This window comes from Stenotrophomonas sp. CASM101 (assembly GCF_049384845.1).
Taxonomy (GTDB): Bacteria; Pseudomonadota; Gammaproteobacteria; order Xanthomonadales; family Xanthomonadaceae; genus Stenotrophomonas; species Stenotrophomonas hibiscicola.
Map to the genome: position 1 here is coordinate 85837 of NZ_JBMRFR010000008.1, position 26027 is coordinate 111863.

Here is a 26027-nt window from a genome sequence, read left to right on the forward strand (position 1 = left end):
TGCCGTTCGCGGTGACCCAGCGAACGGCACGGCACGACAGGTCCCTGATCCATTAGGCTTGAGCATCCAGCGGAGTCCGGGAAGACGATGAACGACAACGGCAGCAGTCCCAGCAAACGCGCCGGCAAGGCGGTGACGGTGACCGACATCGCGCGTGCCATCGGCGTGTCACGGGCAACGGTGTCGCTGGTGCTGCGCGGCAGCCCGCTGGTCAACGTCGATACCCGCGCCAAGGTCGAGGCCGAACTGCGCCGCCAGCGTTATGTTTACAACCGCGCGGCGGCCAACCTGCGCCGGCGCACGTCATCAAGCATCGCGCTGGTGATCAACGATCTGTCCAACCCGTTCTTCGCCGAATTCGCATCCGGTGTGGATGAGGCGCTGGGCGGGCGTGGTTATGTGACCCTGCTGGGCAGCACCGGCGAATCGCCGGAGCGCCAGCAGGCGGTGCTGTCCACGCTGATGGAGCACACCCCGGCTGGCCTGATCCTGTCGCCGGCCGAGGGCAGTGATACCACGCTGCTGCGGCAGGCGCTGGGTGCCAATGCCAACGTGCTGCTGTTCAACCGCGAGCTTGAAGGGGCTGACTGGGATTTCCTCACCCTCGACAACCAGCACGGCGCCTATCTCGCCACGCGCCACCTGATCGAGCGCGGCCATCGCCAGATCGCTTTCTTCGGCGGCCACGCCGCATCCAGTTCGTGCCACCAGCGCCGTGCCGGTTTCCAGCAGGCGCTGGCCGAGGCCGGTCTGTCGCTGCCGCCGGGCTGGATGATCGAGTCGGCGCCGAATCGCCTGGAAGCGGCAGCGCGCACCGATGAACTGTTTGCCGATGGCCATCGTCCGAGTGCGGCGGTCTGCTACAACGACACCGTCGCGTTGGGCCTGATGCTGGGCCTGAATTCGCGTGGCATCCGTCCGGGCGGCGATTTTGCCGTTACCGGTTTCGATGATATTTCCGAGGCTGCGGTGGCGGTGCCGCCACTGACCACGCTGACCGCCGACCCGCGCGAGCGTGGCCGGCAAGCTGCGGCGCTGCTTCTGCAACGACTGGACGAACCGGATGCGCCGCCGCGGCGCACGGTCGCGCCGGTGCAGCTGCGCATCCGCGAAAGCAGTGCCGCACGACCGAACTGATTCCTTTCATACATCCCTTCCACGCAACAACGATCTTCCGCGCATCGAGGCGCGTACCGCATGCCGATCTCCGCAACGCCCCGTCCATCGGGTTCTTCGGGCAACGCACCCGCCGTCACCAACGGCAAGGCGCTGGCTGTCGTCACCACGATCTTCTTCATGTGGGGCTTCCTGACCTGCCTCAATGACATCCTGATCCCGCACCTGAAGGCGGTGTTCGAGCTGAACTACGCCAAGGCGATGCTGGTGCAGTTCACCTTCTTCGGCACCTATTTCCTGATGTCGCTGCCGGCGGGTCGGCTGGTGGCGGCGCTGGGTTACAAGAAGGGCATCGTGGCCGGCCTGGTGATTGCCGGTATCGGTGCACTGGGTTTCTGGCCCGCGGCCGAGCTGCGCATCTACGGCGCCTTCCTCGGTGCACTGTTCGTGCTGGCGACCGGCATCACGGTGCTGCAGGTCGCCGCCAACCCGTACGTCGCACTGCTGGGACCGGAGCAGACCAGCTCAAGCCGCCTGACCCTGGCGCAGGCGTTGAACTCGCTGGGCACGGCCATCGCCCCGATCTTTGGCGGCATGTTGATCCTGTCCAACACGGTGAAGAGTGCCGATGACATCGCGGCGCTGCCGGCCGCCGAGCAGCTGGCCTACCGTGCCGCCGAGGCGCAGGCCGTGCAGGGTCCATACGTGGGCCTGGCGGTGGCGCTGGTACTGCTGGCGCTGTTCGTGTTCCTGTTCCGCCTGCCGGCGTTGAGCGACGCCACCGAGCAGGCTGACCAGGGTCACCACCACAGCTACCTGGATGCACTGCGCAAGCGCCACCTGCTGCTGGGCGTGCTGGGCATCTTCTTCTACGTCGGTGCCGAAGTGTCGATCGGCAGCTTCCTGGTCAATTACCTGTCGATGCCCAACATCGGCGGCTTCAGCGAACAGGAGGCCACCCATTACGTGTCGGCCTACTGGACGATGGCGATGATTGGCCGCTTCGCCGGCTCGGCGCTGCTGGCGCGCTTCTCGCCCAGCCGCCTGCTGGCGATCTTCGCGCTGGTCAACGTGGCCCTGCTGGTTACGACCATGCTGACCTCTGGCAGCATCGCGCTGTACTCGGTGGTGGCGATCGGCCTGTTCAACTCGATCATGTTCCCGACCATCTTCGCGCTGAGCATCGAGCGCCTGGGGCCGCTGACCAACAAGGGCTCCAGCCTGCTGATCATGGCCATCGTCGGCGGTGCCGTGGTGCCGTACCTGCAGGGCGTGCTGGCCGACCACATCGGTGTGCAGGCCAGCTTCATCCTGCCGCTGCTGTGCTACGGCTACATCATTTTCTACGGACTGGTCGGCGCACGTACGCCGGCTTCCGCAACGCAGGGAGGCTGAGTCCGGAATGGGTGCCATTGTCTGCTTCGGCGAAATTTTGATCGATCTACTAGCGCAGCCGCCGGCCTCGGCCGACACCCCGCGCGCATTCCTTCAGTACGCCGGCGGTGCGCCGGCCAACGTCGCGGTGGCGGCAGCGCGACTGGGGGCGAAGACCCAGTTCGTCGGCATGCTGGGCCGAGACATGTTCGGTGACTTCCTGGCGGACAGCCTGGCCGAGCACGGCGTGGGCACGGATTACATCGTGCGTACCGATGCGGCAAAGACCGCGCTGGCCTTCGTCGCGCTGGATGCCAGCGGCGAGCGCAGCTTCAGTTTCTACCGGCCACCGGCGGCCGACCTGCTGTTCCGTGACAGCGACTTCCAAGCCGCGTGCTTCGACAGCGCGCAGTGCTTCCATGTCTGCTCCAACAGCCTGACCGAGCCGGCCATTGCCGAGGCGACCTTCGCCGGCATGGAGCGCGCCCGTGACGCCGGTGCGGTGGTCAGCCTGGACCTCAATCTGCGCCCGGCGCTGTGGCCGGCCAACGAGGACCCGACGCCGCGCCTGTGGCAGGCGCTGGAACGTGCCGACCTGGTCAAGCTGTCGCGCGAGGAGCTGGACTACCTGGCCGCGCCGCTGGGCAGTGACGGCGAGGCGACGGTGCTGCGGCGCCTGCTGGCCGCGCAGGCGCGCTGGGTCATCGTCACCGACGGTGCGGCCACGCTGCACTGGTACACCCGCGACAACCACGGCACGGTCACCAGTTTCCGCGTGGCCACGGTCGACACCACGGCTGCTGGCGATGCCTTCGTCGGTGGCGTGCTGGTTGGGCTGCTGGAGCGTGGCGGGGCCGGTGCAGGCTTTGCAGCATTCTGCCAGGACCCGGAGGCGATCACCGCCACGCTGCGATTCGGTGCCGCGGTCGGCGCTCTGGCTGTTACCCGCAAGGGCGCGTTCGCCGCGATGCCCTCGCTCGATGAAGTGCAGCAGCTGCTGCAGGACCAGGACATTACCGCATGAGCACCTCGCCCGATTTCCGTTCACCCGCGTTCCTGCGTGCGCACATCGCCGACACGATGGCGTTCTACCACCCGCGCTGCATCGATCCGAACGGCGGCTTCTTCCACTACTTCCGTGATGACGGCGGCATCTACGATGCCAGCCACCGCCACCTGGTGAGCAGCACCCGTTTCGTCTTCAACTACGCGATGGCATACCGCGAGTTCGGCAACGCCGAATACCGCGACGCAGTCGAGCATGGCGTGCGCTATCTGCGCGAGGTGCATCGCAATCCGGCCACCGGTGGCTACGCCTGGACCCTGCGCGATGGCAAGGTCGAGGACGACATGAACCACTGCTATGGCGTGGCGTTCGTGCTGTTGGCCTACAGCTGCGCACTGAAGGCCGGTCTCGAACAGGCCCGCGCATGGATGGACGAGACCTGGCAGCTGCTGGAAGCGCGTTTCTGGGAGCCGCAGCACGGCCTCTACAAGGACGAAGCCGATGGGCAGTGGAATTTCACCGGCTACCGTGGCCAGAACGCCAACATGCACATGTGCGAGGCGATGCTGGCCGCCTTCGAGGCCAGCGGCGAACAGCGCTATGTGGAGCGCGCGCTGCAGCTGGCCGACAACATGACCCGCCGCCAGGCCGCCAAGGCCGGTGGCCTGGTGTGGGAGCACTACGATTCCAACTGGGAGATCGACTGGGATTACAACCTGGATGACCCCAAGCACCTGTTCCGCCCGTGGGGCTTCCAGCCGGGCCACCAGACCGAATGGGCCAAGCTGCTGTTGATCCTGGACCGCCATGTGCAGGCCGATTGGCTGGTGCCGACCGCGCAGCACCTGTTCGACGTGGCCGTGGCGCGCAGCTGGGACGAGGCGCGGGGTGGCCTGTACTACGGTTTCGCGCCGGAATCGCGCCGGCAGCCGGGCATGGATGGCGCCCCGATCGGTGGCGACAGTTTCGTCTGCGACGACGACAAGTATTTCTGGGTGCAGGCGGAGACGCTGGCGACCGCCGCACTGATGGCCAAGCGTACCGGCGATGACCGCTATTGGCAGTGGTACCAGCGTATCTGGACGTATTCGTGGGAACACTTCGTCGATCACCGGTACGGCGCCTGGTTCCGCATCCTCGATGCCGACAACCGCAAGTACAGCGACGAGAAGAGCCCGGCCGGCAAGGTGGATTACCACACCATGGGCGCGTGCTACGAAGTGCTGAACGTCGTGCGTTGAGGTCTGCCGCGCTGCGCGCTCGCCGGACGTGGTCCGGCGCTACCGTGGCGTGTTGAATTGGTAGCGCCGGGCCATGCCCGGCGGAAAAACAGGAGCATCCCGTGCATCGCCTTCCCCTCGTTGTCCGCCTGCTCCTGCTGCTGGTTGCAGCCTCCTCCTTCCCGGTAGCTGCAGCTCCGCTGCAGGCGCAGTGGGAGTTCCGCATGCTGCCCGGCGACGCGCAGGGCGCCGCCCATCCCGGTCTGCAGCAGTGGCGTGCGGCCCAGGTGCCCGGCAGCGTGCACACCGACCTGCTGGCCCACGCGCTGATCCGCGATCCGTACGTTGGCGCGCCGGAGGCCGAACTACAGTGGATCGGCCTGGCGGCCTGGGAGTACCGCGCACGCTTTGACGTGGATGCGGTGACGCTGGCCAAGCCCAATGCCGAACTGCGCTTCGATGGGCTGGATACCTACGCCGAGGTCAGCCTCAACGGAAAGCCGCTGCTGCGCGCGGACAACGCACACCGCACGTGGCGTGCCCGGGTCGAAGGCCGCCTCCGTGCGAGCAACAATGAACTGCAGATCGTGTTCCGTTCGCCGATCCGCACCCTGCTGCCGGGCGTGCAGGCAATGCCGCACAAGATCGCTGGCAACTACCCGTCGCCGTATGGCGATGAGCCGAAGGACGCGATGGTCGGCAACTTCGCGCGCAAGCCGGCCTACCACTTCGGCTGGGACTGGGGTCCGCGCTATGTCACCGCCGGCGTCTGGCGCGGAATCGATCTGCAGGCTTGGGACGCGCACCGCCTGACCGATCTTGCGGTGCGCACGGATGCATTGAGCGCGGAGCAGGCGAAGCTGGCCGTGCTGCTGCGAGTGGAGCAGGGTGCGGCGGCGGGCTCGGCCGTGGTGAATGTGGATGTGCAGGATCCGCAGGGCCGCAACGTGGCCCAGGTGCAGCGCACGGTGCTGCTGAAGCCCGGCCAGAACAGCATCGAGGTTCCGGTTGAACTGGCCGATCCGCGGCGCTGGTGGCCAGTCGGCCACGGCGCGCAGGACCGCTACACGGTGCGGGCCCGCCTGGACCAAGGTGGCCCGCCGGAGCTGGTGCGCGAGCAGCGCATCGGCCTGCGCACGGTTGAACTGCGCCGCGAGGAAGACGGCAAGGGCGGGCAGGGCTTCGCTTTCGTCATCAACGGCGTGGAGATCTTCGCCAAGGGCGCCAACGTCATTCCGTTCGATGCCTTCCCCGCACGGGTCGACGCCGCGCGCCTGCGCCAGGTGCTGACCGCCGCACGCGACGCCAACATGAACATGCTGCGCAACTGGGGTGGCGGCTACTACGAGGACGATGCGTTCTTCGACATCGCCGACGAACTGGGCCTGCTGGTCTGGCAGGACTTCATGTTCGGTGGTGGCATGCAGCCGGGCTACGATCCGGTCTTCCGTGCCAGCGTGGTGGCCGAGGCACGCGACAATGTGCGCCGGCTGCGCCATCACCCCAGCATCGTGCTGTGGTGTGGCAACAACGAGGAAGAAACCGCCTGGAAGGACTGGGGCCACGGTCGCGACCTGAAGGCAGCCGACCCTGCGTTTGCAGCGAAGGTCTGGCAGGGCTATGTCGACCTGTTCGGCAATGATCTGCGTCAGGTAGTGGGTGAGGAGGGGCTGGGCGTACCGTACTGGTCCAGCTCGCCCAGCAACGACCTGGACGAAAAGGCGAACGACTCGACCCGTGGCGACAAGCACTACTGGCAGGTCTGGGGCAATCCGGCGCTGCCGGTGCAGGCTTACCTGCGCGAGACGCCGCGCTTCATGTCCGAGTACGGCCTGCAGGCATGGCCGTCGGTGGCCACCGTGGACCAGATCGCCACCCGCGCCGAGCAGCGCATCGACAGCCCGGTGATCCGCGCGCACCAGAAATTCATGGCCGGCGAGGGCAACAGCCGCCTGCTGCACTACATCGAACTGGGCTACGGCACGCCGAAGGACTTCGAGGACTTTGTCTACCTCAGCCAGGTGATGCAGGCCGATGGCATCGCGCTGGCCGCGTTGCACCATCGCGCTTCGCGGCCGTACACGATGGGCTCGCTGTACTGGCAGCTCAACGATGTCTGGCCGGGTGCTTCATGGTCCAGCGTGGACTACTTCGGTCGCTGGAAGGCGCTGCACTTCGCCGCGCGGCGCTTCTTCGCGCCGGTCACGGTAGCGGCGCTGCGCGATGAGGGTAGTACGCGGGTACGCCTGATCAATGACGGTGCGGCGCTGGATGCACGTTGGCGGCTGCGGGTGATGGACGTGGAAGGGAAGGTGCTGCGCCGTCGCGAGGTCGCGGTGACGCTGGCGGCGTCGGGTGTGACCTCGATCGGTGATTTCCGCGATGCCGAGCTGCTGGCCGGTGCCGACCCGAAGCGCACGGTGGCCGTGTTCGAGCTGCTGCAGAACGGGGCGGTGAGCGCGCGGCAGGTGGTCGGATTCGTCGAAGCCAAGGACCAGATGTTGCCGCGGCAGAAGCTCAAGGCCACGTTGTCCATCGAAGGCGACCACTATCGACTACGGCTGGAAAGCGCGGCTTACGTGCGCGCGGCGTGGATTGATTTCGGTGCGCTGGATGTGCAGGTCGAAGACAACCTGCTGGACTTGCTGCCGGGCGAAACCCGCGATATCGCCGTACGCGGCCCGGTGGATCTGGTTACCCTGCGCGAAGCGCTGAAGGTGAAAACCCTCAACGATCGATGAGGGCAGGTGAACCATGTTCTGGTAGGTGTCAACCTTGGTTGACACATCGGCCGTATGCCAACCAAGGTTGGCAACTACCAGAAGCGGAGCCGGGTAGGTGCGGACCGTTGGTCCGCACACCTTTCTTTTTTACAGTTGGATCTGCTGGAAGTTCTCGACCCGCTCGTGGCCATTGGCGGCCTGGCCGGTGCGCGGCATCGGGTAGTCGTCGCGGCGGTCGATCAGGCGCGTCTGCAGGCCGGCTTCACGGGCGGCATCCAGCTCTTCCACCACATCGGACAGGAACAGGATCTCGCCGGCCGGTACGCCGATGGCCTGCACGATGCGGCGGTAGCTGTCGGCCTCGCGCTTGCCGCCGATCTCGGTATCGAACCAGCCCGACACCAGCGGGCTGAGGTCACCGGCATCGCTGAAGCCGAAGAACAGCTTCTGCGCCGGCACCGAACCGGAGGAGTACACGTACAGCGGCAGGCCGGAAGCGTGCCAGCCCTTCAGCACCGGCGCTACTTCCGGGTAGAAGTGCGCGGTGTAGTCGCCGCGGCGGTAGCCTTCGTCCCAGATCAGGCCCTGCAGCGCCTTCAGTGCGGTGTGCTTGCGGTCCTGGTCGATCCAGCCCTGCAGCGTTTCGGCCACCAGGCTGTCCTGGCAGGCGCCGCCGATCTCGGCAGCGACCGCATCCAGCCAGCGGCGGACGTCCGGCTGCTGGCCATGCTCGGCGACAAACGCGGGCAACGCCTTGCGCGCATAGGGGAACAGCACGTTCTTGACGAACGAGATGCTGCTGGTGGTGCCTTCGATGTCGGTCAGGATGACGCGGGGCTGCATGGATCAGGACGCCTGGGTGGGTACGTAACGGGGGAATTTCTGCGCGATGTCGGTACCGGTGAAGTGACCGACCCAGCCATCCGGCTCGGTGAAGAAGCGGATCGCCACGAAGCTCGGCTCCTCACCCATGTCGAACCAGTGGGTGGTGCCATCGGGCACGGCGATCAGGTCGTCCTTCACGCACTCGATCTCATAGACCTTGTCACCCACGTGCAGGGTGAACAGGCCGGAGCCGGCGACGAAGAAGCGCACCTCGTCTTCCTTGTGGAAGTGCTCGTCGAGGAACTTCTTGCGCAGCTCGGCGCGGTTCGGGTTGTCCGGGGCGATCGAGGCCACGTCCACGCTCTTGAAGCCGCGCTCGGCGACCAGGCGGTCGATGTCCGCACGGTAGGCGGCGAACACTTCCTCCTGGCTGGCGCCCGGCGCGACTGGCGCGGTGGCCTGCCAGCGCTCGAAGGTGACGCCGATCTTCTGCAGTTCGGCAGCGATGACCGCGCCGTCCTGGGTGTCCAGCAGCGGCGATTCGGGGCGGGTGTCGTCGTAGATGCGCAGTCGGCTCATGGCGGCAGCTTGAACGTCTCGGGGGAAGACAGGGTAGCAGGGTGGGGGCGGGGCGCAGATTCCGGATCGGCATCTGCACCTGCGCGCCGGTTCAGCTGCGCAGCTTGCGCAGTTCCAGTTCGCAGTGGAACAGGAATTCGAACGCTTCCAGGTGGCGGCGTGCTTCGGCCATATCGCGGCCCCAGGCGTACAGCCCATGGCCGTCGATCAGGTAGCCCCACAGGTTCTGCCGGTCGAGCAGGTCATCGACCTGCTGCGAAAGCACGTTCATGTCCTGGGTATTGGCGAACACCGGCACGTCGATGGCCATCTCGTGGGTGCTGTTGCCGGCGAAGGCCTTCAGCAGCTCGTAACCCTCCAGGCGGATGTGGCCCTGCGGCGCATACAGGCGCGAGGCGATGGTCTGCACCGGCGAATGCGTATGCAGCACGCAGCCGACCTCCGGGAAGCGGCGGTACAGCTGGGTGTGCAGCAGGGTCTCGGCGGACGGGCGCAACGGACGGCCCACGGCCTGGCCGTCGAAGTCCACCACCATGATGTCATCCTCGATCAGGCGGCCCTTGTCCTTGCCCGAGACGGTGATCGCCGCGTGGCGGTCGTCCAGGCGGTGGGAGAAGTTGCTGCTGGTGGCCGGGGTCCAGCCGGCGTGGGCCAGTTCGCGGATGTTGTCGATCAGCAGCTGGGCCAGTTCGCTCAGGCGCGCGGTGTCGTACGGGAAGGTGGGGGCGTTCATGTCGGCGATTTTACTGGATTCGGCCAACGGCTGAGCCCCTCGTGGCTGGTCGTATAGAGCGGTTCATGGGCGGGGCGGGGCAGGTGGGCCGTGCAGGGGACGCTGCAAGTACGTCCCTGTAAGCTCGATGGCGCCATCCATGGCGCCAACGCCCCTACACGGCCCACCCGCCCCGCCTCTGACAGGTTCCGGTGTACGGCCGGCCACGGAGTGAAGAAGGAAAAGCGAAAAGCGGGTCGCGGCGCTGCGCTTGCTCGGAGCCGAGCATGGCTCGGCTCTACAGGGAATTCATCGACCGGAGAGAATTCATCTCTCAGACGCAATTCATCCACGCATGGCGTGGATCTACCGGACGTGCCAGGAGACTGTCGGAGGCGGGGGGGGGGGAGGTTGCGGGGGCGTGAGCCGCATGGATGCGGCGACCGAGCTTACAGGGATGTACTTGCAGCGTCCCCCGCAATCTCCCCCCTCCCCGCCAAACCCTCAGTCCAGCTGTTGCTGTTGACGTTGCTCCAGCGGGTGCAGGGCCGCAGGCCCTGCAATGCAAAAAACCCTACTTCACACGCAGGCGGCTGTGCCTGAAGCCGTAGCAGAAATAGATCACGAAACCGACGAAGGTCCAGACGCCCATCAGCATCCAGTTGTGCATCGTCATCGCCGACAGCAGCGCCAGGCAGCTCAGCACGCCCAGGCTGCAGATCAGCCAGGCCATCGGCATGCGGAAAGGGCGCGGCAGGTCCGGTTGGGTGCGGCGCAGGATCAGCACGCCGGCGCAGACCGCCGCGAACGCAATCAGCGTGCCCATCGAGGTCAGCTCGCCGAGAATGTCCAGCGGGAACAGCGCCGCCAGCAGCGCGATGCCGATGCCGGTGATCACCGTGTTGATGTGCGGGGTGCGGTACTTCGGGTGGATCCTGGTGAACACCGGCGGCAGCAGACCGTCGCGGCCCATGATCATGAAGATGCGCGGCTGGCCGATGATCATCACCAGCACTACCGATGACAGGCCGACCAGCGCGCCGACCTCGACCACCCAGCGCAGCCAGCCCAGCTGCGGGTGTGCGGCCACGGCAGTCACCACCGGCTCGTCGGTGCCCAGCAGCTGGAACGGCACCAGGCCAGTCATCACTGCGGCCATCGCGATGTACAGCACGGTGCAGATCACCAGCGACAGCATCATGCCGATCGGCATGTCACGCTGCGGGTTCTTCGATTCCTGGGCCGCCACCGATACCGCCTCGAAACCGATGTAGGCGAAGAACACCATCGCCGCGCCACGCAGCACGCCTTCCATGCCGTACTTGCCCGGGCCTTCATTGGCCGGAATGAACGGGGTCCAGTTGCTGGTGTCCACGTACTTCCAGCCGACCACGATGACCAGCACGATCAGGCCGGTCTTGAGCACGACCATTGCCATGTTCATCGCCGAGGACTTGCTGATGCCGACGTAGCACAGCCAGGTCAGCAACAGTACCAGTGCCGCGGCGGGCAGGTTGGCGATCGCGCCGGTGGGCCGCAGCTGTGCGTCCAGTGGCGCACTGACCAGCGCCGCCGGTAGATGGATGTCGAACTGGCTGAGCAGGCTGAGGAAGTAGCCGGTCCAGCTGACCGCCACCGCCGATGCAGAGACGCCGTATTCGAGCACCAGCATCCAGCCGATGAACCAGGCCGACAGTTCGCCGAAGGTGGCATAGGTATAGGTGTAGGCGCTGCCGGAGACCGGCACCATCGAGGCGAACTCGGCGTAGGCCAGCGCGCAGAAGGCGCAGCAGATGGCGGCCAGCACGAACGACAGCATGATCGCGGGGCCGGCGTGGTTGGCGGCCGCCTGGCCGGTGATGACGAAGATGCCGCCGCCGATCACCGCGCCGATGCCGAGGGCGGTCAGCCCCCAGGGGCCTAGGTGGCGGCGCAGGCTCAGGCCGTTGGCGTCTTCATGGGCGGCATGCGGGTGCTTGGTGGCCCACAGTTGCTTGAACATGTGTGGTGGTCTTGTCGAAGCGCGCCAAGAGCGGCGCGCGGGGAAAACGGACGGGCCGGCGCGAGGCCGGCCCGTAGGCGGATCAGGGCGACTTGGCCAGCTTGCTGTTGCGCATGCCGTAGCCGAGGTAAATCAGCATGCCCAGCACGGTCCAGCCGACGAACAGGTGCCAGTGCACCACGAACGCCTGCCAGAACAGGAACAGGCAGGCCGCGGCGCCAAGCGGGCAGATGATCCACACCGCCGGTACGCGGAACGGGCGATGGATCTCCGGCTTGGTATAGCGCAGCACCAGCACGCCGATGCAGACGGTGGCGAAGGCCAGCAGGGTGCCCATCGACACCAGTTCGCCGAGCACGTTCAGCGGCACCAGGCCGGCCAGCGCGGCGGCGATCACGCCGACCACGATCGTGGCCCAGTAAGGCGTGCGGAACCGGGCGTGGACCTTGCCGAAGAACTTCGGCAGCAGGCCGTCGCGGGAAATGGTGTAGGCGATGCGGGTCTGGCCCATCATCATCACCAGCACCACCGAGGACAGGCCGGCGATGGCGCCGATCTCGACCAGGGTCTTCAGCCACGACAAGGTCGGGTAGGGCTCCAGTGCGGTGGCCACCGGCTTGTCGGTGCCCAGCAGGTGGTACGGCATCATGCCGGTCAGTACCGCGCAGACGATGATGTAGACGATGGTGCATACCGCCAGCGAGCCGAGCAGGCCGATCGGCATGTTGCGCTGTGGGTCTTTGGTTTCGCCGGCGGCGGTGGAGACCGCATCGAAGCCGATATAGGCGAAGAACACGATGGTGGCCGCGCGGAAGATGCCGCTCCAGCCGAACTCACCCGGCACGCCGGTGTTTTCCGGGATGAACGGCTGCCAGTTGGCCGGGTCGATATGGGCCGCGCCGATGCCGATGAACAGGCAGATGACGGTGACCTTGATCGCCACGATGATGGCGTTGACGAAGGCCGACTGGGTCACGCCCACGTACAGCAGGCCGGACACCGCCGCCACGATCAGCACCGCAGGCAGGTTGAACAGCTTGCCGGAGGAGACGAACTCGCTGCCGGTCCAGGCGATGGGCGCGGCGCTGAGCAGGTCCGGGAACGGCATGTGCAGCGTGGTGGTGATGAAACTGATCAGGTAGGCCGACCAGCCCACCGCGACCGATGCCGAGGCGAACAGGTACTCCAGCACCAGGCACCAGCCGATGAACCAGGCCATGCCTTCGCCGAGGGTGGCATAGGAATAGGAATAGGCACTGCCGGAGACCGGCATCATCGCCGCGAACTCGGCATAGCACAGGCCCGCCAGCGCACAGGCGAAACCGGCCAGCACGAACGACAGCATGACCGCCGGGCCCGCGTGGTTGGCTGCGGCCTGGCCGGTCAGCACGAAGATACCTGCGCCGATCACCGCACCCACGCCCAGCAGGATGAGGTGTTTAGCCGTGAGGGTCCGTTTCAACGTGGCTTCGCCGTCCAGGCTGCCTTCGATGGGTTCGCCGGCATCGACGTGCCCGGCCGGCTGGACCGGCTTGACCCTCAACAGAGCTTTCAGCATGCAGTACTTCCTAGTGATCGGATGGGGTGGGCGGCCGATACGTTGCCGGCTGCCTTGAATGGTGAAGGCCGTGCGAACAGCCCGCTGTACCTTAGCCAAAGCTGAAGCCAACGCACAAGCGCAATCGCAACAATGAACGGCGATAATGAGCAGTATTTTTCCGAACCGCCCCCATTCATGCGCCAGACCGCCGAAACCCTTGCCGTGCTTGACGATCGCCTGCGCGGTCTGTTGCGGGACTATGCCCGCCGCGAGCCCGCCCACGACACACTGGCTGCCGAATTCGGCACATTGCTGGATGATCCGGAAGATCCGTTCCGGCGTGAGCGGCTTGCAGGCCACTTCACCGCGAGCTGCTGGCTGGTCAGCGCCGACGGCCAGCGCCTGCTGCTGACCCACCATCGCAAGCTGCAGCGCTGGCTGCAGCTGGGTGGCCACGCCGACGGCGACCGCGACCTGGCCCAGGTGGCGCTGAAGGAGGCCGAGGAGGAGTCCGGCCTGAGCGGGCTGGTGCTGGAAGACCCGGCCATCTTCGATCTGGACAAGCACTGGATTCCGGAGCGCAAGGATGTGCCGGGGCACTGGCACTACGACGTGCGTTTCGTGATCCGCGCGCTCGGTGGCGAGGCATTCGTGCTCAGCGAGGAGTCACTTGACCTGGCATGGCGGCCGGTGACCGAAGTCGCGGCCGACCCCGAATCGGATGAATCCATGCAGCGCATGGCGCGCCGGTGGCTGGCACGTTGATGCTCTCGGACGGCTGTGCCGCGTTTGTTGCGGCTCATGCCTGTGGCGAGGCGAAGCAGAATGCTGCCCTTGCGATGATCAAGGCTGCATTGCCAGTCGTCACATGCATCGACTGGGAGCGCGTGCCATCGCGCCTGGGGGTCCCCGGGGTGGGGCGGGAGCGGCTGGCGCAGGAGTTGAGCGCCATTGCAGATGCTGTTGGCTTGCCAAGCGAGGCTGCGTTGACGGTTGTCCAGGTGGATGGGGCGGTACCTTCACTGGGCAGCCGCCTGCAGGACTGGCTGGCTCATGCCGAGGAGCTGGATTTCGTCGATACGCTGTTCCTGTCGATGGAAGACAGGGTTCTGATCCATTGGGACTTTTACAAGAACCTCCACGCCGTAAGGTTCTGAGGTGTTCCATCCACGCCATGCGTGGATGGCGCGATGCCGGAAGCAATCCGCCGGGGCATGCCCGGCGACGCCTTGCTCAATACAGGATGCGCGTCCGCAGCGTGCCCGGAATCGCGGCCAGTTCGTCGCGCACGGCGGCGGCCTGCGCCTCGCTGGCGGTGATGTCGATCACCACGTAACCCACCTTCGGGTCGGTGCGCAGGAACTGGCCGTCGATGTTGACGTTGTGGCGCGAGAAGATCTCGTTGACCTTGGACAGCACGCCCGGCACGTTCTGGTGGATGTGCAGCAGGCGCAGGCTGTCTTCGTGTTCGGGCAGGGTCACTTCCGGGAAGTTGACCGCCGACAGGGTGCTGCCGTTGTCGCTGTAGCGCACCAGCTTGGCCGCCACTTCCACGCCGATGTTGTCCTGCGCTTCCAGCGTGCTGCCGCCGACGTGCGGGGTGAGGATGACGTTGTCGTGGCTGGTCAGCGGCGATTCGAAGATATCGCCGTTGCCCTTCGGCTCGACCGGGAACACGTCCAGCGCGGCGCCACCGACGTGGCCGCTGGCCAGGGCCGCGTCCAGCGCATCGATGTCGACCACGGTGCCGCGCGCGGCGTTGATCAGGTGCGCGCCCTTGCGCATCTTCGCCAGCTCGGTGCTGCCGATCATCCACTGCGTGGACGGGGTCTCCGGCACGTGCAGGGTGACGATGTCGGCGCGCGCCAGCAGGTCGTCCAGGCTGGCCGCTGCACGGGCATTGCCCAGCGCCAGCTTGGTTTCCACGTCGTGGAAGATCACCTGCATGCCCAGCGATTCGGCCAGCACGCCGACCTGGGTGCCGATGTGGCCGTAACCAATGATGCCCAGCGTCTTGCCGCGCACTTCATGGCTGCCGCTGGCCGACTTCGACCAGCCGCCGCGATGGCATTCGGCGTTCTTCTGCGGGATGCCGCGGGTCAGCATGATCGCCTCGGCGATCACCAGCTCGGCCACGCTGCGGGTATTGGAGTAGGGCGCATTGAACACCGGGATGCCGGCCAGTTCGGCCGCATCCAGGTCGACCTGGTTGGTGCCGATGCAGAAGCAGCCCACCGCGATCAGGCGCTTGGCCTCGGCCAGCACCTCGGCGCTGAGCTGGGTGCGCGAGCGGATGCCGACGATGTGCGCCTCGGCGATGCGCGCCTTCAATTCGTCCTCGGGCAGTGCCTTGGTGTGCGCCTCGATCTGGCTGTAGCCGGCCGCGCTGAACACCTCCACGGCGGTCTGGCTGACCCCCTCCAGCAACAGCACGCGGATATCCTGCTTCGGGAACGAGGTCTTCTTCGGCGACATGGGGCAACACGGCCAGTGGGACAGGGGCCAACCACTATGCCAGATCGCAGCGCTCATGGTGCGGTGCGCAATTGGTTGCATCCGTAGCTATCTGCCTGCTCGCAGGGCTGGACGCTGGCGCGTGCCGCTGGCACGCTTGCCCGTTCTTCACGCCCCGCGCTGGACCGTCATGACCGATTCCCGCATTGCCTCGCTGCAGCAGGCCTGTCCCGGCCTGAAGCTGAAGACCGACCCGGCCGACCTGGAGCATTACGGGCGCGACTGGACCCGGCGCTGGACGCCGGCGCCGTTGGCGGTCGCACTGCCGGCCACGGTCGAGGAGGTACAGGCGGTGATGCGCTGGAGTGCGGGTGAGGGCGTGCCCGTGGTGCCGTCCGGCGGCCGTACCGGCCTTTCCGGTGGCGCGGTGGCGGCCAATGGCGAGCTGGTGCTCAGCCTGGAGCGGATGAACAAGGCGCTGGCCTACGACGCGGTCGATCGCACCCTGGTGGTGCAGGCCGGCATGCCGCTGGAGGCCGTGCACAACGCCGCGCTGGACCACGGCCTGATCTATCCGGTGGATTTCGCTGCACGCGGGTCGTGCACGATCGGCGGCAACATCGCCACCAATGCTGGCGGCATCCGTGTGATCCGCTACGGCAACACCCGCGAGTGGATCGCCGGGCTGAAGGTGGTTACCGCCAGCGGCGAACTGCTGGAGCTCAACAAGGGCCTGATCAAGAACTCCAGCGGCTATGACTTCCGCCAGCTGCTGATCGGTTCGGAAGGCACGCTGGGCGTGATCGTCGAGGCGACAGTGAAACTCACCGATCCGCCGCCAGCCAGCAACGTGATGCTGCTGGCCGTGCCCAGCTTCGAGGTGCTGATGCAGGTGTTCGCCGCGTTCCGCGCGCGCCTGCAGCTGCAGGCCTTCGAGTTCTTCACCGACCGGGCGCTGGAGCACGTGCTGGCGCATGGTGCGCAGGCACCGTTCGACGAGGTGCACCCGTATTACGTGGTCACCGAGTTCGCCGCCAACGACGAAGCGCAGGAAGCGGCGGCGATGGCCGCCTTCGAGGACTGCATGGGCAACGGCTGGGTCAGCGACGGGGTGATCAGCGCCAGCGACGCCCAGGCCGCCCAGCTGTGGCGCCTGCGCGAAGGCATCACCGAATCGCTGGCGCGCTACAAACCTTACAAGAATGATGTCTCGGTGCGGATCTCGGCGATGCCTGCGTTCCTGGCCGAGACCCAGGCACTGATCGGGCAGGCCTACCCACACTTCGACGTGGTCTGGTTCGGCCACATCGGTGACGGCAACCTGCACATCAACGTGCTCAAGCCCGACGACACCAGCGACGCCGATTTCGTGGCGCAGTGTGAACACGTGACCAAGCTGTTGGCGCAGGTGCTGGCCCGGTTCGATGGCAGCATCTCGGCTGAACACGGCATCGGCCTGGTCAAGAAGGGCTACCTGGACAGCACCCGCGGCCCGGCCGAGATCGCCCTGATGAAGGCGGTCAAACGTGCGTTCGATCCCCAAGCGCGGCTGAATCCCGGCAAGCTGTTCGACGTTTGAGCCGGGCAAATCCTTCACGCACCCGTTACGCTCCACGCATCCTCACAACCGGCTTCGAACCGATGACCCGTCCGCTTCTGCTGCTCGCCCTGCTGTCCCTGCCGCTGGCCGGCTTCGCTTCCAGCTTCGCCGGCACCTCGGCCGGTTCCGCCACCGGTGCCTCCTCCGGCTCCTCGGGTAGCAGCTCGGGTGACGACAAGGTGGTACTGGCTGCGCGCGACGACGCTGCGGCGTTCGTCGCCAGCGACGGCCAGATCCGTGGCGCCCGCCTGCAGGCCGCGCTGGCCCACCTGCGTGAGCAGAGTGCTGCCGCACAGCAGCAGAGCGACCTGGAACTGGCCCGCGCGTTGCTGGCGCGTTGATCCGGACTGCATGACCCCGGCGACATCGCGTTCTGTAGAGCCGAGCCATGCCCGGCTGAATGCCTGGCGCATGCGGATCGCAACAGCAGCCGAGCATGGCTCGGCTCTACAGAGGCTTGGCCGGTGGAACGCAGCCACGCATGGCGTGGCTCTACTGCTGGTCGCCCACGTCGCGCACGCAGCTGATCGCCTGCAGCTGGACCCGGCAGGGTTGAGCCCTGCACAGCAGCAGGTGGCGACGCAGACCCTGGCCGACGTGCAGGCACTGCTGCCGGATGGCCTGCTCCGCGCATTGCCGGCACAGGTCCAGGTGCGCTGGCGCGATGACCTGCCGGCCGATGTGCACGGCCGCGCGTTCGCCGGGCGCATCGCCCTGCGTCGCGAGCTGTTGGATGATGCCGTGCCCGGCGCGCGCCGCGCACGCCGCAGCGCGCTGGTACACGAACTGACCCATGTCGCCGACCGTACGGGGGCGAACTGGTCACGCAGTGTGCGCTGGCGTGATCTGGCTGGATGGCAGCGCAAGCCCTGGCATCTCGGCCGTGGCGACAACGATTTCCGTGACCGCAGTCCCGATGCGTATGAACTGAAGGACCCGGCCGAGTACCTGGCAGTGAACGCCGAGCATTTCGTGCTCGACAGCGAGTTCGCCTGCCGGCGCCCGGCACTGGCGCAGTGGTTCCAGGTCCATTTCGGAACCCCGCCATCGCTGCCACAGTCGCACTGCGCGAACGCGTTGCCATTGCTGCAGGCCGAATCGGAAGAGGGGGCGGCATCGCTGCTGCAGCTCGACCCGGCGCGTGTCTACGCCGTGGACTACCTGTTCGCCGAGGGCAGTGCGCAGCCGATGAGCCGCTGGGGGCACAGCATGCTGCGGCTGGTGATCTGCCGGCCGGGCCGTGCACCGGGTCCGGACTGCCGCCTGGACCTGGAGTACCACCGCGTGCTGTCGTTCCGCGCGTTTGTCGGCGATGTGCAGATTTCCAACTGGCGCGGCTTGACCGGCGGCTACCCGTCGCGGCTGTTCGTGCTGCCGCTGCAGCAGGTGGTGGACGAGTACACCAAGGTGGAACTGCGGGGCCTGCAGTCGTTGCCCTTGCAGCTGCAACGCGACGAGATCGCCAGCCTGCTCGAGCGCACCGCGCAGGTGCACTGGAGCTATGACGGGCGCTATTACTTCGTCAGCAACAACTGTGCGGTGGAGACCGCCAGGCTGCTGCAGGCCGGAGTGCCCCGGCTGGGCGAGGACGGGCTGGCCCAGCTGAGTCCGCGCGGTCTCAAGCGGCGGCTGGCGCGGCTGGGCATGCTCGACGAGCGGGTACTCACGGACCGCAACGCAGCGCAGGCACAGGGCTATTACTTCGCTTCCGCGCGCGACCACTACCAGCAGTTGTTCACAGTGGCGGCGACCCAGCTGGCCTTGCCCGCGCGCGATGTGCGCGGCTGGCTGAAGTTGCCCGCACCGCAGCGTGCGCCGTGGCTGCTGCAGGGTGACCTGCGTGCCAGCGCCGGGCTGCTGCTACTGGAGCAGGCGGCGCAACGCCGCGCCGAGCTGCGTGCGCGCGATGTGCTGAAACGACGCTTGCTGGCCGCACCGGACAGTGCCGAGACGCGCGGCCTGCGCCAGCTGCTGGAGCAGGGTGGGCAATGGTTGCGCCCGGGTACGCTGCTGGCGGACGGCGGCTACGGGTTGCCGCTGGCCGATGAGCAGGCGGTGCTGGCCGAAGCGGTTGCCACTGCCAGCGCAGAGGCGGTGCCGGCCTGGCAGGCGCTGCGCGTGCAACTGCGCCAGCAGTTGCCGGTGGGCCAGCGCAACGAGATGGATGCGATCGATGCCAACCTCGCCGCACTTGGCGCGCGCCTGCGGGAACAGGCAGCCACGCCCGCTACTGGCGCGGCAGTTCGATGACGAAACGGCTGCCGCCGGCGTTGCCTGCCGTGCAGTAGACGCGGCCGCCGTGCGCGTCGGCGATGGCCTTGACCACCGCCAGGCCGAGGCCACTGCCGCCGCCCTGGCGTGAACGTGAGCCGTCGGCACGCATGAACGGGCTGAAGATGTCGGCGTGCAGCTCCGGATCGATGCCCGGGCCCTCATCCTCGATTGCCACTTGCACATGTCCCGGTGTGTCATGCACGGCAATCCGCACCTTGCCCGGGCTGGCATAGCGGCGTGCGTTCTCCAGCAGCGCCAGCAGCGCCTGGCGGAGGCGGGTCGGGTCGCAGTGCGCGTTGTGTTCCTCGCGGCTGGTTTCCAGCTCCAGCACGAAGCCGGCGGCGCGGAACTGCGGATCGACCAGGGTCATCACCGAATGCACTTCGGCCACCACATCGGTGCGCGCGCGACGTACGTCCAGCCGCGCGTTGTCGGACAGGCTCAGCACGCGCAGATCCTCGATCAGGCGCGAGAGGCCCTCGACCTGCGCCAGCAGGCTGCGGAACTGTGACTCGTCCGGCTGGAACACGCCCTCGGCGAGCCCTTGCAGGCGACCGCGCAGGATCGTCACCGGCGTGCGCAGCTCATGGGCGATGGCCGCGTGCCACATCGCGCGCTCGCTCTCCATGTGCTGCAGGCGGCGGGCCATTGCATTGAAGTCCTCGACCAGGGTCGCCACTTCACCCGGCGAATTCTCCTCGACGCTCGCGCGCGCCCCGAGGTCGCCGCCGGCAAGCGCACGCACACTGTCCACCAGTGAATTCAGTGGCGACAGGATCCGGTGCGCAAGACGGAACGAAGCGGCGATGGCCAGCGCCAGTCCGGTCAGGATCACGCCCACCATCCATGCCAGTTCCGGCCCGGTCGGCAGCCAGCTTTCCGGCTCCTCGGTGCTGCCGGGGAAGAACTCGACCAGCACCGCGTACAGCAGCCACGACGACAGGATCATCATCACGATGACGCCGATCACCATCAGCGACATCGAGATGATGATGTGGCGGCTGAGCCCGGAACGGCGCAGGCGCGCCATCAGCGGTCGGCCATCAACCGGTAGCCGACACCGCGCACGCTGGCCGGGACGTTGACCATGCCCACGTCATCGAGTTTGCGGCGCAGCTTGCTGACATGGCTGTCGACGGTGCGTTCCAGCGCTTCGCTTTCCGGCAGGCATTCGTGCATCAGTTCGCTGCGGCTGAAGATGCGGGTCGGCGCCAGCGCCATGCAGTGCAGCAGCTTGAACTCGGTGAGCGTGAGCAGCACTTCGTGGCTGTAGCCTTCGCCCTCCACATGCACGGCATGGGTAGCCGAGTCGATCAGCAGCGGGCCCGCCCGCAGCGCGGTCGGTGCGTCCATGCGCGAGGCGCGCAACGTACGCCGCAGCACGGCGCGCACGCGTGCTGCCACTTCGGCCGGATTGAACGGCTTGACCACGTAGTCGTCGGCGCCCATGCGCAGCGCGGTGAGCTTGTCCAGGTCCTGGTCCAGTGCGGTCAGCATGATCACCGGCGTTTCACCGCGCTGGCGCAGCTGGGTCAGCACGCTCCAGCCATCCAGGCGCGGCAGCTGCACATCAAGCAGGACCAGGTCGGGGCGGGCGCTGCGGTGCAGGTCCAGCGCGCTGTGGCCGTCGGCGGCGCGCAGCGTACGCAGTCCTTCGCGTTCCAGATAGGCGGTGAGAATATCGGCGATCTCGGCCTCATCCTCGACGATCAGGACGAGGGCGGCGAGGGCAGGGGCGGCATGCATGCAGGGGCGGGGCCTTAAGGTGCTTGCCTCCATCGTATCTCCACAGTTCCTCCATCGAAACCCCATCATCGCCACGCACACTTCACGCTTCAGAACCTATCAGCCGCCTGCGCGGCATTGTGCACAGCAATGAGAACCTTCAGGACTCCGGTCGCGTTGATCGCGGCCCTCGCCCTGGCCGTGACGGCCTGCTCCGCCCCCGAAGCCACGCCCGAAGCGGCACCGCGCGTCAGCGTGGTCACTGTCGGCCCGCAGGTCGTGCAGCGCGACGATGAACTGCCCGGCCGTGTCGCCGCCGTTCGCACCGCACAGATCCGTGCGCAGGTCGGCGGCATCGTGCAGCGCCGCCTGTTCGAACAGGGCGCCGAAGTGCGCGCCGGCCAGGCCCTGTTCCAGATTGATCCGGCGGCGTTCCGTGCCGATGTCGACTCGGCACTGGCAGCGCTGCAGCGCAGTGAGGCAGCCCTGGGCCGCAGCCGCGTGCAGTCGCAGCGCCTGCATGCGCTGGCGGCCGCGCAGGCGGTCAGCCAGCAGCACCGCGACGATGCCAGTGCCGAGTACGAACAGGCCCGTGCCGCGGTGAACGAGGCGCGCGCGATCCTGGCCCGCCGCCAGCTCGACCTGCGCTATGCAACGGTCAGTGCACCGATTGCCGGCCGCATCGACCAGGCGCTGGTGACCGAAGGTGCACTGGTCGGCGTGGCCGATGCCGAGCCGATGGCGGTGGTGCAGCAGATCGACCAGGTCTACGTCGATGTGCGCCAGCCAGCGGCGCAGCTCGAGTCGCTGCAACGCAGTGCCGGTGGCGGTGAGCTGCCGGTGACGATCATCGGTGCGGCCGGCAGGCCGCTGCCCGAACGTGGCCAGATGCTGTTCTCCGGCATCAATGTCGATGCGCGCACCGGTGATGTGATCCTGCGCATCCTGGTCGACAACCCGCAGCGCCAGCTGCTGCCCGGCATGTACGTGCGCGCGAAGGTGCCGCGGGGTGCGCCGGCCAGCGCACTGACCGTGCCGCAGCAGGCCGTATTGCGCAGTGCCGGTGGCCAGGCCTATGCCTGGGTGATCGGTGGCGATGGCAAGGCGGTGATCCGCACGCTGGAAGTGGACGGTAGTGTCGATCGCCAATGGCTGGTGCGCACGGGCCTGAAGGCGGGCGAAAAGGTGGTGGTCGAAGGCCAGGAACGCCTGCAGGAAGGCGTGGTGGTCGATGCGCGCGACTGGCAGATGCCGGTCGCCAGCGCCGGCGCGGTGCAGGCCGGCAGCAAGGGCTGAGCCTCTACCGGGCCGGTCCCTCCAGGAAAATTCAACATGGCACGTTTCTTCATCGATCGCCCGGTGTTCGCCTGGGTGCTGGCGATCTTCATCATCCTGGCCGGCGTGCTGGCGATCCCGCGGCTGGCAGTGGAGCGCTATCCAGCAGTCGCCCCGCCCAGCGTCAGCATCTACGCAAGCTACCCGGGTGCCAGCCCGCAGACGCTGAATGACGCGGTGGTCGGCCTGATCGAGCGCGAGCTGTCCAGCGTCAAGCACCTGCTGTACTTCGAGTCGTCGGTGGACACCTCCGGCGAAGCCTCCATCACTGCGACCTTCAAGCCGGGTACCAACCCGGAGCTGGCGCAGGTGGACGTGCAGAACCGGATCAAGGCGATCGAGCCGCGCCTGCCGCGCAGCGTGCGCCAGAACGGCCTGTTCGTGGAGGCCGCCGATTCCGGCTTCCTGATGCTGGTCGGCCTGCGTTCGCCCGATGCCAGCGTCAGCGAGGCCGCACTGGGCGATTTCATGGCGCGCAACATCATCGAAGAGCTGCGCCGCATCGATGGCGTCGGCCGCGTGCAGTTGTTCGGTGCCGAGCAGGCGATGCGCGTGTGGCTGGACCCGACCCGGTTGACCGGCTACGGCCTGACCATGGGCGATGTGGCAACCGCGATCGAGCAGCAGAACCTGGAGATCTCGCCGGGGCGCATCGGTGATTCGCCGGGTGTTCCAGGCCAGCGCATCACCGTGCCGCTCAGCGCCGACGGCCAGTTGTCCACGCCGGAACAGTTCGCGGCGATCGTACTGCGCGCCGGGGCCGACGGTTCACGGGTGGTGCTGGGTGATGTCGCCCGCGTCGAACTGGGCGCGCAGAGCTATGCCTGGGGCACCCGCGAGGACGGCCATCCGGCCACCGCTGCCGGGGTGCAGCTGCGGCCGGGCGCGAATGCGGTGCGCACCGCGTCGGCGGTCCGTGAGCGCATGGCCGAACTGGCGCCGCTGTTGCCGCGCGGCGTGGAGGCGAGCATCCCGTTCGACACCGCGCCGTTCGTGAAGATCTCGATCCAGAAGGTGGTGCAGACGCTGCTGGAGGCGATGCTGCTGGTGTTCGCGGTGATGTACCTGTTCCTGCAGAACTGGCGCTACACGCTGATTCCGGCGCTGGTCGCACCGATCGCGCTGCTCGGTACCTTCGCGGTGATGCTGGCGCTGGGCTTCTCGATCAACGTGCTGACCATGTTCGGCATGGTGCTGGCGATCGGCATCATCGTCGACGACGCGATCGTGGTGGTCGAGGGGGTGGAGCGGATCATGGCCGAGGAGGGCCTGCCGCCGCGCGAGGCGACCATCAAGGCGATGCGCGAGCTGACCAGCGCGGTGATCGGCATCACCCTGGTGCTGACCGCGGTGTTCATTCCGATGGCCTTGGCCAGCGGCTCGGTGGGCGCCATCTACCGCCAGTTCACCGTGGCGATGGCGGTGTCGATCCTGTTTTCGGCGCTGCTGGCCCTGAGCCTGACGCCGGCGTTGTGCGCGACGCTGCTGCGCCCGAACACCCATGGCCATCATGGCCGTGGCGGGCTGTTCGGTGCCTTCAATCGTGGCTTCGAGCGGATGACCGGGCGTTACCAGCGTGGCGTGGCGTCGGTGCTGCAGCGGAGCGGGCGGGTGATGGGCGTGTTCGCCGCACTGGTAGTGGCGCTGTTGCTGGGCCTGCACTGGCTGCCGGGTGCATTCCTGCCGGAAGAAGACCAGGGCTATTTCATGACCTCGATCCAGCTGCCGGCCGAAGCCACCGCCGAGCGCACGCTGGCCGTGGTCGAAGCCTACGAACGGCATGTGGCGTCACGCCCGGGCATCGGCTCCAACCAGTCGATCCTCGGCTACAGCTTCTCCGGGTCCGGCCCGAGCGCGGCGCTGACCTACACGATGCTGAAGGATTGGGGCGAGCGTGCAGGAGCCACCGCGGCCGGCGAAGTGGAGGCCGCGCAGAAGGCGATGGCGACGATTGCCGAGGGCGAGGTGATGAGCGTGATGCCGCCGGCGATCGACAGCCTGGGGCGTTCGTCCGGCTTCTCGCTCGCCCTGCAGGCGCGTACCGGGCAGAGCCAGGCCGAACTGCGTGCGGCCCTGCAGCAGCTGCTGAAGCTGGCCGAGGCCAGCCCGCTGCTGTCGGAGGTGCATGCCGATGGCCTGCCAGCAGGTACCAGCGTGCGGCTGGACATCGACCGCGCCAAGGCCGAGGCGATGGGCGTGGGGTTCGAGCAGATCAGCAGCACGCTGTCGGCGGCGATGGGCTCGCAGTACGTCAACGACTTCCCCAACAAGGGCCGGCTGCAGCAGGTGATCCTGCAGGCCGATGCACCGCACCGGATGGAGCTGGAGGATGTGCTGAAGCTGTACGTTCGCAACAGCGAAGGCGGCATGGTGGCGTTGTCGGAACTGGTGACGCCGCACTGGACCGAGGCGCCGCTGCAGCTGCAGCGCTATCTCGGCTTCCCGGCGCTGAATCTGTCCGGCGCACCGGCCTCCGGCGTGTCGACCGGCCAGGCCATGGCGGAGATGGAGCGGTTGGCGGAGAAGCTGCCGTCCGGTTTTGCCCTGCAGTGGACCAGCCAGTCGCTGCAGGAGCGGGAGTCCGGTGCGCAGGCGCCGTGGTTGCTGCTGTTGTCGATGCTGGTGGTGTTCCTGGTGCTGGCGGCACTGTACGAGAGCTGGTCGATCCCGCTGGCGGTGATGCTGGTGGTGCCGCTGGGCCTGCTTGGTGCGGTTGCTGCGGTGCTGTTGCGGGGCATGCCCAACGACGTGTTCTTCAAGGTCGGCATGATCACCGTGATCGGGCTGTCGGCGAAGAACGCGATCCTCATCGTCGAGTTCGCGCGCCAGCTGCAGCAGCAGGGTCGCGGCCTGGTTGAAGCAGCGCTGGAGGCAGCGCGGCTGCGACTGCGGCCGATCGTGATGACCTCGCTGGCATTCGCGCTGGGCGTGGTGCCGCTGATGCTGGCGCAGGGCGCGTCGAAGGAAACCCAGCAGGCAATTGGAACCGGTGTGTTCGGCGGCATGGTCAGTGCGACCGTGCTGGCGGTGTTCTTCGTGCCGGTCTTCTATGTAGTGGTGCAGGGCGCGCGGCAGTGGATCGCGCAGCGCCTGCGCAGGCGCCGGCCGATGCCGGGAGGAACCGTGGATGGAACGGGACATCGTTGAAGACCTGCATGAGCGGCAGTTGGCAGCGCTGGAACAGCGCCTGCGGCAGGCATTGCTGGATGACGACCACGATGCACTGACCGCGCTGGTATCGCCGGCCTTGTTCATGATGGATGGCCACGGCGGCCGCATGCTCGACCTGCCGTGGCTGGGCGACTGGCTGACCGGAAACCTGCAGGTGCGCAGCCTGCAGTCGTACGCGGTGGAAACGTTGCTGTGCGGACGCCTGGCATTGTTGTCCAGCGACGTGCGCTTGTCGGTGCGCGGGCAGGGCCAGGAGCGCGAGCTGAAACTGCGCCTGCTGCGGGTGTGGACCTGCAGTTCCGGCGAAAGCGGCGCGCAGCTGCTGTCGATGGCGGTACTGGCCGCATGAGTGCGGTCAGGCCGCTTTCAGG

At 67.1% G+C, this 26027-nt stretch carries 21 protein-coding genes; 13 read left to right on the forward strand and 8 right to left on the reverse strand.

Going from position 1 to position 26027, the window contains the following annotated elements; genetic code table 11:
* Positions 1 to 87: 87 nt before the first annotated feature.
* The 5 genes from VG543_RS13135 to VG543_RS13155 all read left to right on the forward strand — a co-directional run bounded on the left by VG543_RS13135 (position 88) and on the right by VG543_RS13155 (position 7457).
* A complete protein-coding gene (locus tag VG543_RS13135) occupies positions 88 to 1137 on the forward strand; it encodes a LacI family DNA-binding transcriptional regulator (protein WP_057499695.1) in 1050 nt (349 codons plus the stop codon).
* A 60-nt stretch (positions 1138 to 1197) separates the two neighbouring features.
* A complete protein-coding gene (gene fucP / locus VG543_RS13140) occupies positions 1198 to 2511 on the forward strand; it encodes an L-fucose:H+ symporter permease (RefSeq protein ID WP_423178504.1) in 1314 nt (437 codons plus the stop codon).
* 7 nt (positions 2512 to 2518) lie between these two features.
* Positions 2519 to 3514 carry a carbohydrate kinase family protein gene (locus VG543_RS13145; RefSeq protein WP_329846831.1) on the forward strand — a complete coding sequence of 332 codons (996 nt, stop codon included), beginning with the start codon at positions 2519 to 2521 and terminating at the stop codon, positions 3512 to 3514.
* On the forward strand, positions 3511 to 4737 hold the full coding sequence (locus VG543_RS13150; RefSeq protein WP_423178505.1) for an AGE family epimerase/isomerase: 1227 nt from the start codon (positions 3511 to 3513) through the stop codon (positions 4735 to 4737). Before VG543_RS13145 ends, VG543_RS13150 begins: the two co-directional genes overlap by 4 nt.
* Positions 4738 to 4838: 101 nt before the next feature.
* Positions 4839 to 7457, forward strand: coding sequence for a beta-mannosidase (locus VG543_RS13155; RefSeq protein ID WP_423178506.1), 2619 nt, complete (start codon positions 4839 to 4841; stop codon positions 7455 to 7457).
* Between the two features lie 129 nt (positions 7458 to 7586).
* On the opposite strand, the gene mtnC is transcribed toward VG543_RS13155, so the two are convergent.
* The 5 genes from mtnC to VG543_RS13180 form a co-directional block, all read right to left on the reverse strand.
* Complete coding sequence (mtnC, locus tag VG543_RS13160; protein WP_251103349.1) at positions 7587 to 8282, reverse strand: acireductone synthase; 696 nt, start codon at positions 8280 to 8282, stop codon at positions 7587 to 7589.
* 3 nt (positions 8283 to 8285) lie between these two features.
* Complete coding sequence (locus VG543_RS13165; protein WP_021204389.1) at positions 8286 to 8843, reverse strand: 1,2-dihydroxy-3-keto-5-methylthiopentene dioxygenase; 558 nt, start codon at positions 8841 to 8843, stop codon at positions 8286 to 8288.
* A 91-nt stretch (positions 8844 to 8934) separates the two neighbouring features.
* A complete protein-coding gene (locus tag VG543_RS13170; RefSeq protein ID WP_026347187.1) occupies positions 8935 to 9576 on the reverse strand; it encodes a methylthioribulose 1-phosphate dehydratase in 642 nt (213 codons plus the stop codon).
* Positions 9577 to 10129: 553 nt separating this feature from the next.
* Positions 10130 to 11557 carry an amino acid permease gene (locus VG543_RS13175; RefSeq protein ID WP_049441190.1) on the reverse strand — a complete coding sequence of 476 codons (1428 nt, stop codon included), beginning with the start codon at positions 11555 to 11557 and terminating at the stop codon, positions 10130 to 10132.
* 82 nt (positions 11558 to 11639) lie between these two features.
* The gene (locus VG543_RS13180) at positions 11640 to 13115 is read right to left on the reverse strand and encodes an amino acid permease (protein ID WP_005416354.1); all 1476 of its coding nucleotides are present in this window, start codon (positions 13113 to 13115) and stop codon (positions 11640 to 11642) included.
* Between the two features lie 132 nt (positions 13116 to 13247).
* Between VG543_RS13180 and VG543_RS13185 the strand changes: the two genes are divergently transcribed.
* Both VG543_RS13185 and VG543_RS13190 read left to right on the forward strand, forming a co-directional pair.
* The gene (locus tag VG543_RS13185; protein ID WP_423178507.1) at positions 13248 to 13862 is read left to right on the forward strand and encodes an NUDIX hydrolase; all 615 of its coding nucleotides are present in this window, start codon (positions 13248 to 13250) and stop codon (positions 13860 to 13862) included.
* Positions 13862 to 14254, forward strand: coding sequence for a hypothetical protein (locus tag VG543_RS13190; RefSeq protein ID WP_423178508.1), 393 nt, complete (start codon positions 13862 to 13864; stop codon positions 14252 to 14254). Before VG543_RS13185 ends, VG543_RS13190 begins: the two co-directional genes overlap by 1 nt.
* 76 nt (positions 14255 to 14330) lie before the next feature.
* On the opposite strand, the gene serA is transcribed toward VG543_RS13190, so the two are convergent.
* The gene (gene serA / locus VG543_RS13195; protein WP_423178509.1) at positions 14331 to 15572 is read right to left on the reverse strand and encodes a phosphoglycerate dehydrogenase; all 1242 of its coding nucleotides are present in this window, start codon (positions 15570 to 15572) and stop codon (positions 14331 to 14333) included.
* 169 nt (positions 15573 to 15741) lie between these two features.
* Here serA and VG543_RS13200 point away from each other — a divergent pair, with 169 nt between their 5' ends.
* The 3 genes from VG543_RS13200 (at position 15742) to VG543_RS13210 (ending at position 19401) form a co-directional block, all read left to right on the forward strand.
* Positions 15742 to 17130 carry an FAD-binding oxidoreductase gene (locus VG543_RS13200; RefSeq protein WP_019661445.1) on the forward strand — a complete coding sequence of 463 codons (1389 nt, stop codon included), beginning with the start codon at positions 15742 to 15744 and terminating at the stop codon, positions 17128 to 17130.
* 62 nt (positions 17131 to 17192) lie between these two features.
* Positions 17193 to 17492: a DUF2388 domain-containing protein gene (locus VG543_RS13205; RefSeq protein WP_021204535.1), complete on the forward strand. Its 300-nt coding sequence runs from the start codon at positions 17193 to 17195 to the stop codon at positions 17490 to 17492.
* Positions 17493 to 17562: 70 nt separating this feature from the next.
* The gene (locus VG543_RS13210) at positions 17563 to 19401 is read left to right on the forward strand and encodes a DUF4105 domain-containing protein (RefSeq protein WP_423178510.1); all 1839 of its coding nucleotides are present in this window, start codon (positions 17563 to 17565) and stop codon (positions 19399 to 19401) included.
* Here the strand turns inward: VG543_RS13210 and VG543_RS13215 are convergent.
* Both VG543_RS13215 and VG543_RS13220 read right to left on the reverse strand, forming a co-directional pair.
* Positions 19379 to 20455 (reverse strand): ATP-binding protein, encoded by a 1077-nt coding sequence (locus VG543_RS13215; protein WP_021204537.1) that lies wholly within the window; start codon positions 20453 to 20455, stop codon positions 19379 to 19381. The genes VG543_RS13210 and VG543_RS13215 overlap by 23 nt on opposite strands.
* A complete protein-coding gene (locus VG543_RS13220; protein ID WP_010482545.1) occupies positions 20455 to 21171 on the reverse strand; it encodes a response regulator in 717 nt (238 codons plus the stop codon). Before VG543_RS13220 ends, VG543_RS13215 begins: the two co-directional genes overlap by 1 nt.
* 129 nt (positions 21172 to 21300) lie before the next feature.
* Here VG543_RS13220 and VG543_RS13225 point away from each other — a divergent pair, with 129 nt between their 5' ends.
* Genes VG543_RS13225 through VG543_RS13235 form a run of 3 tightly spaced genes read left to right on the forward strand, consistent with a single transcriptional unit; the run spans position 21301 to position 26005 of the window.
* Positions 21301 to 22446, forward strand: a complete 1146-nt coding sequence (locus tag VG543_RS13225) for an efflux RND transporter periplasmic adaptor subunit (protein ID WP_021204539.1) — start codon at positions 21301 to 21303, stop codon at positions 22444 to 22446.
* 36 nt (positions 22447 to 22482) lie between these two features.
* Positions 22483 to 25632, forward strand: a complete 3150-nt coding sequence (locus tag VG543_RS13230; RefSeq protein WP_423178511.1) for a multidrug efflux RND transporter permease subunit — start codon at positions 22483 to 22485, stop codon at positions 25630 to 25632.
* Entirely contained in the window at positions 25613 to 26005 is a 393-nt protein-coding gene (locus VG543_RS13235; protein WP_180877891.1) for a nuclear transport factor 2 family protein, read from the forward strand. The genes VG543_RS13230 and VG543_RS13235 overlap by 20 nt, the downstream gene beginning before the upstream one ends.
* The last annotated feature ends 22 nt before the right edge of the window (positions 26006 to 26027 follow it).

Bases quoted from the DNA above. Each gene is read 5' to 3' on its own strand.
- VG543_RS13135 (WP_057499695.1), top strand. From the start codon at position 88: ATGAACGACAACGGCAGCAGTCCCAGCAAACGCGCCGGCAAGGCGGTG.
- VG543_RS13175 (WP_049441190.1), bottom strand. From the start codon at position 11,557: ATGTTCAAGCAACTGTGGGCCACCAAGCACCCGCATGCCGCCCATGAA.
- VG543_RS13220 (WP_010482545.1), bottom strand. From the start codon at position 21,171: ATGCATGCCGCCCCTGCCCTCGCCGCCCTCGTCCTGATCGTCGAGGAT.
- VG543_RS13165 (WP_021204389.1), bottom strand. From the start codon at position 8,843: ATGAGCCGACTGCGCATCTACGACGACACCCGCCCCGAATCGCCGCTG.
- VG543_RS13200 (WP_019661445.1), top strand. From the start codon at position 15,742: ATGACCGATTCCCGCATTGCCTCGCTGCAGCAGGCCTGTCCCGGCCTG.
- VG543_RS13205 (WP_021204535.1), top strand. From the start codon at position 17,193: ATGACCCGTCCGCTTCTGCTGCTCGCCCTGCTGTCCCTGCCGCTGGCC.
- VG543_RS13235 (WP_180877891.1), top strand. From the start codon at position 25,613: ATGGAACGGGACATCGTTGAAGACCTGCATGAGCGGCAGTTGGCAGCG.
- VG543_RS13230 (WP_423178511.1), top strand. From the start codon at position 22,483: ATGGCACGTTTCTTCATCGATCGCCCGGTGTTCGCCTGGGTGCTGGCG.
- VG543_RS13150 (WP_423178505.1), top strand. From the start codon at position 3,511: ATGAGCACCTCGCCCGATTTCCGTTCACCCGCGTTCCTGCGTGCGCAC.
- fucP (WP_423178504.1), top strand. From the start codon at position 1,198: ATGCCGATCTCCGCAACGCCCCGTCCATCGGGTTCTTCGGGCAACGCA.
- VG543_RS13180 (WP_005416354.1), bottom strand. From the start codon at position 13,115: ATGCTGAAAGCTCTGTTGAGGGTCAAGCCGGTCCAGCCGGCCGGGCAC.
- VG543_RS13225 (WP_021204539.1), top strand. From the start codon at position 21,301: ATGAGAACCTTCAGGACTCCGGTCGCGTTGATCGCGGCCCTCGCCCTG.
- VG543_RS13215 (WP_021204537.1), bottom strand. From the start codon at position 20,455: ATGGCGCGCCTGCGCCGTTCCGGGCTCAGCCGCCACATCATCATCTCG.
- VG543_RS13145 (WP_329846831.1), top strand. From the start codon at position 2,519: ATGGGTGCCATTGTCTGCTTCGGCGAAATTTTGATCGATCTACTAGCG.
- mtnC (WP_251103349.1), bottom strand. From the start codon at position 8,282: ATGCAGCCCCGCGTCATCCTGACCGACATCGAAGGCACCACCAGCAGC.
- VG543_RS13185 (WP_423178507.1), top strand. From the start codon at position 13,248: ATGAACGGCGATAATGAGCAGTATTTTTCCGAACCGCCCCCATTCATG.
- VG543_RS13170 (WP_026347187.1), bottom strand. From the start codon at position 9,576: ATGAACGCCCCCACCTTCCCGTACGACACCGCGCGCCTGAGCGAACTG.
- VG543_RS13190 (WP_423178508.1), top strand. From the start codon at position 13,862: ATGCTCTCGGACGGCTGTGCCGCGTTTGTTGCGGCTCATGCCTGTGGC.
- serA (WP_423178509.1), bottom strand. From the start codon at position 15,572: ATGTCGCCGAAGAAGACCTCGTTCCCGAAGCAGGATATCCGCGTGCTG.
- VG543_RS13210 (WP_423178510.1), top strand. From the start codon at position 17,563: ATGCGGATCGCAACAGCAGCCGAGCATGGCTCGGCTCTACAGAGGCTT.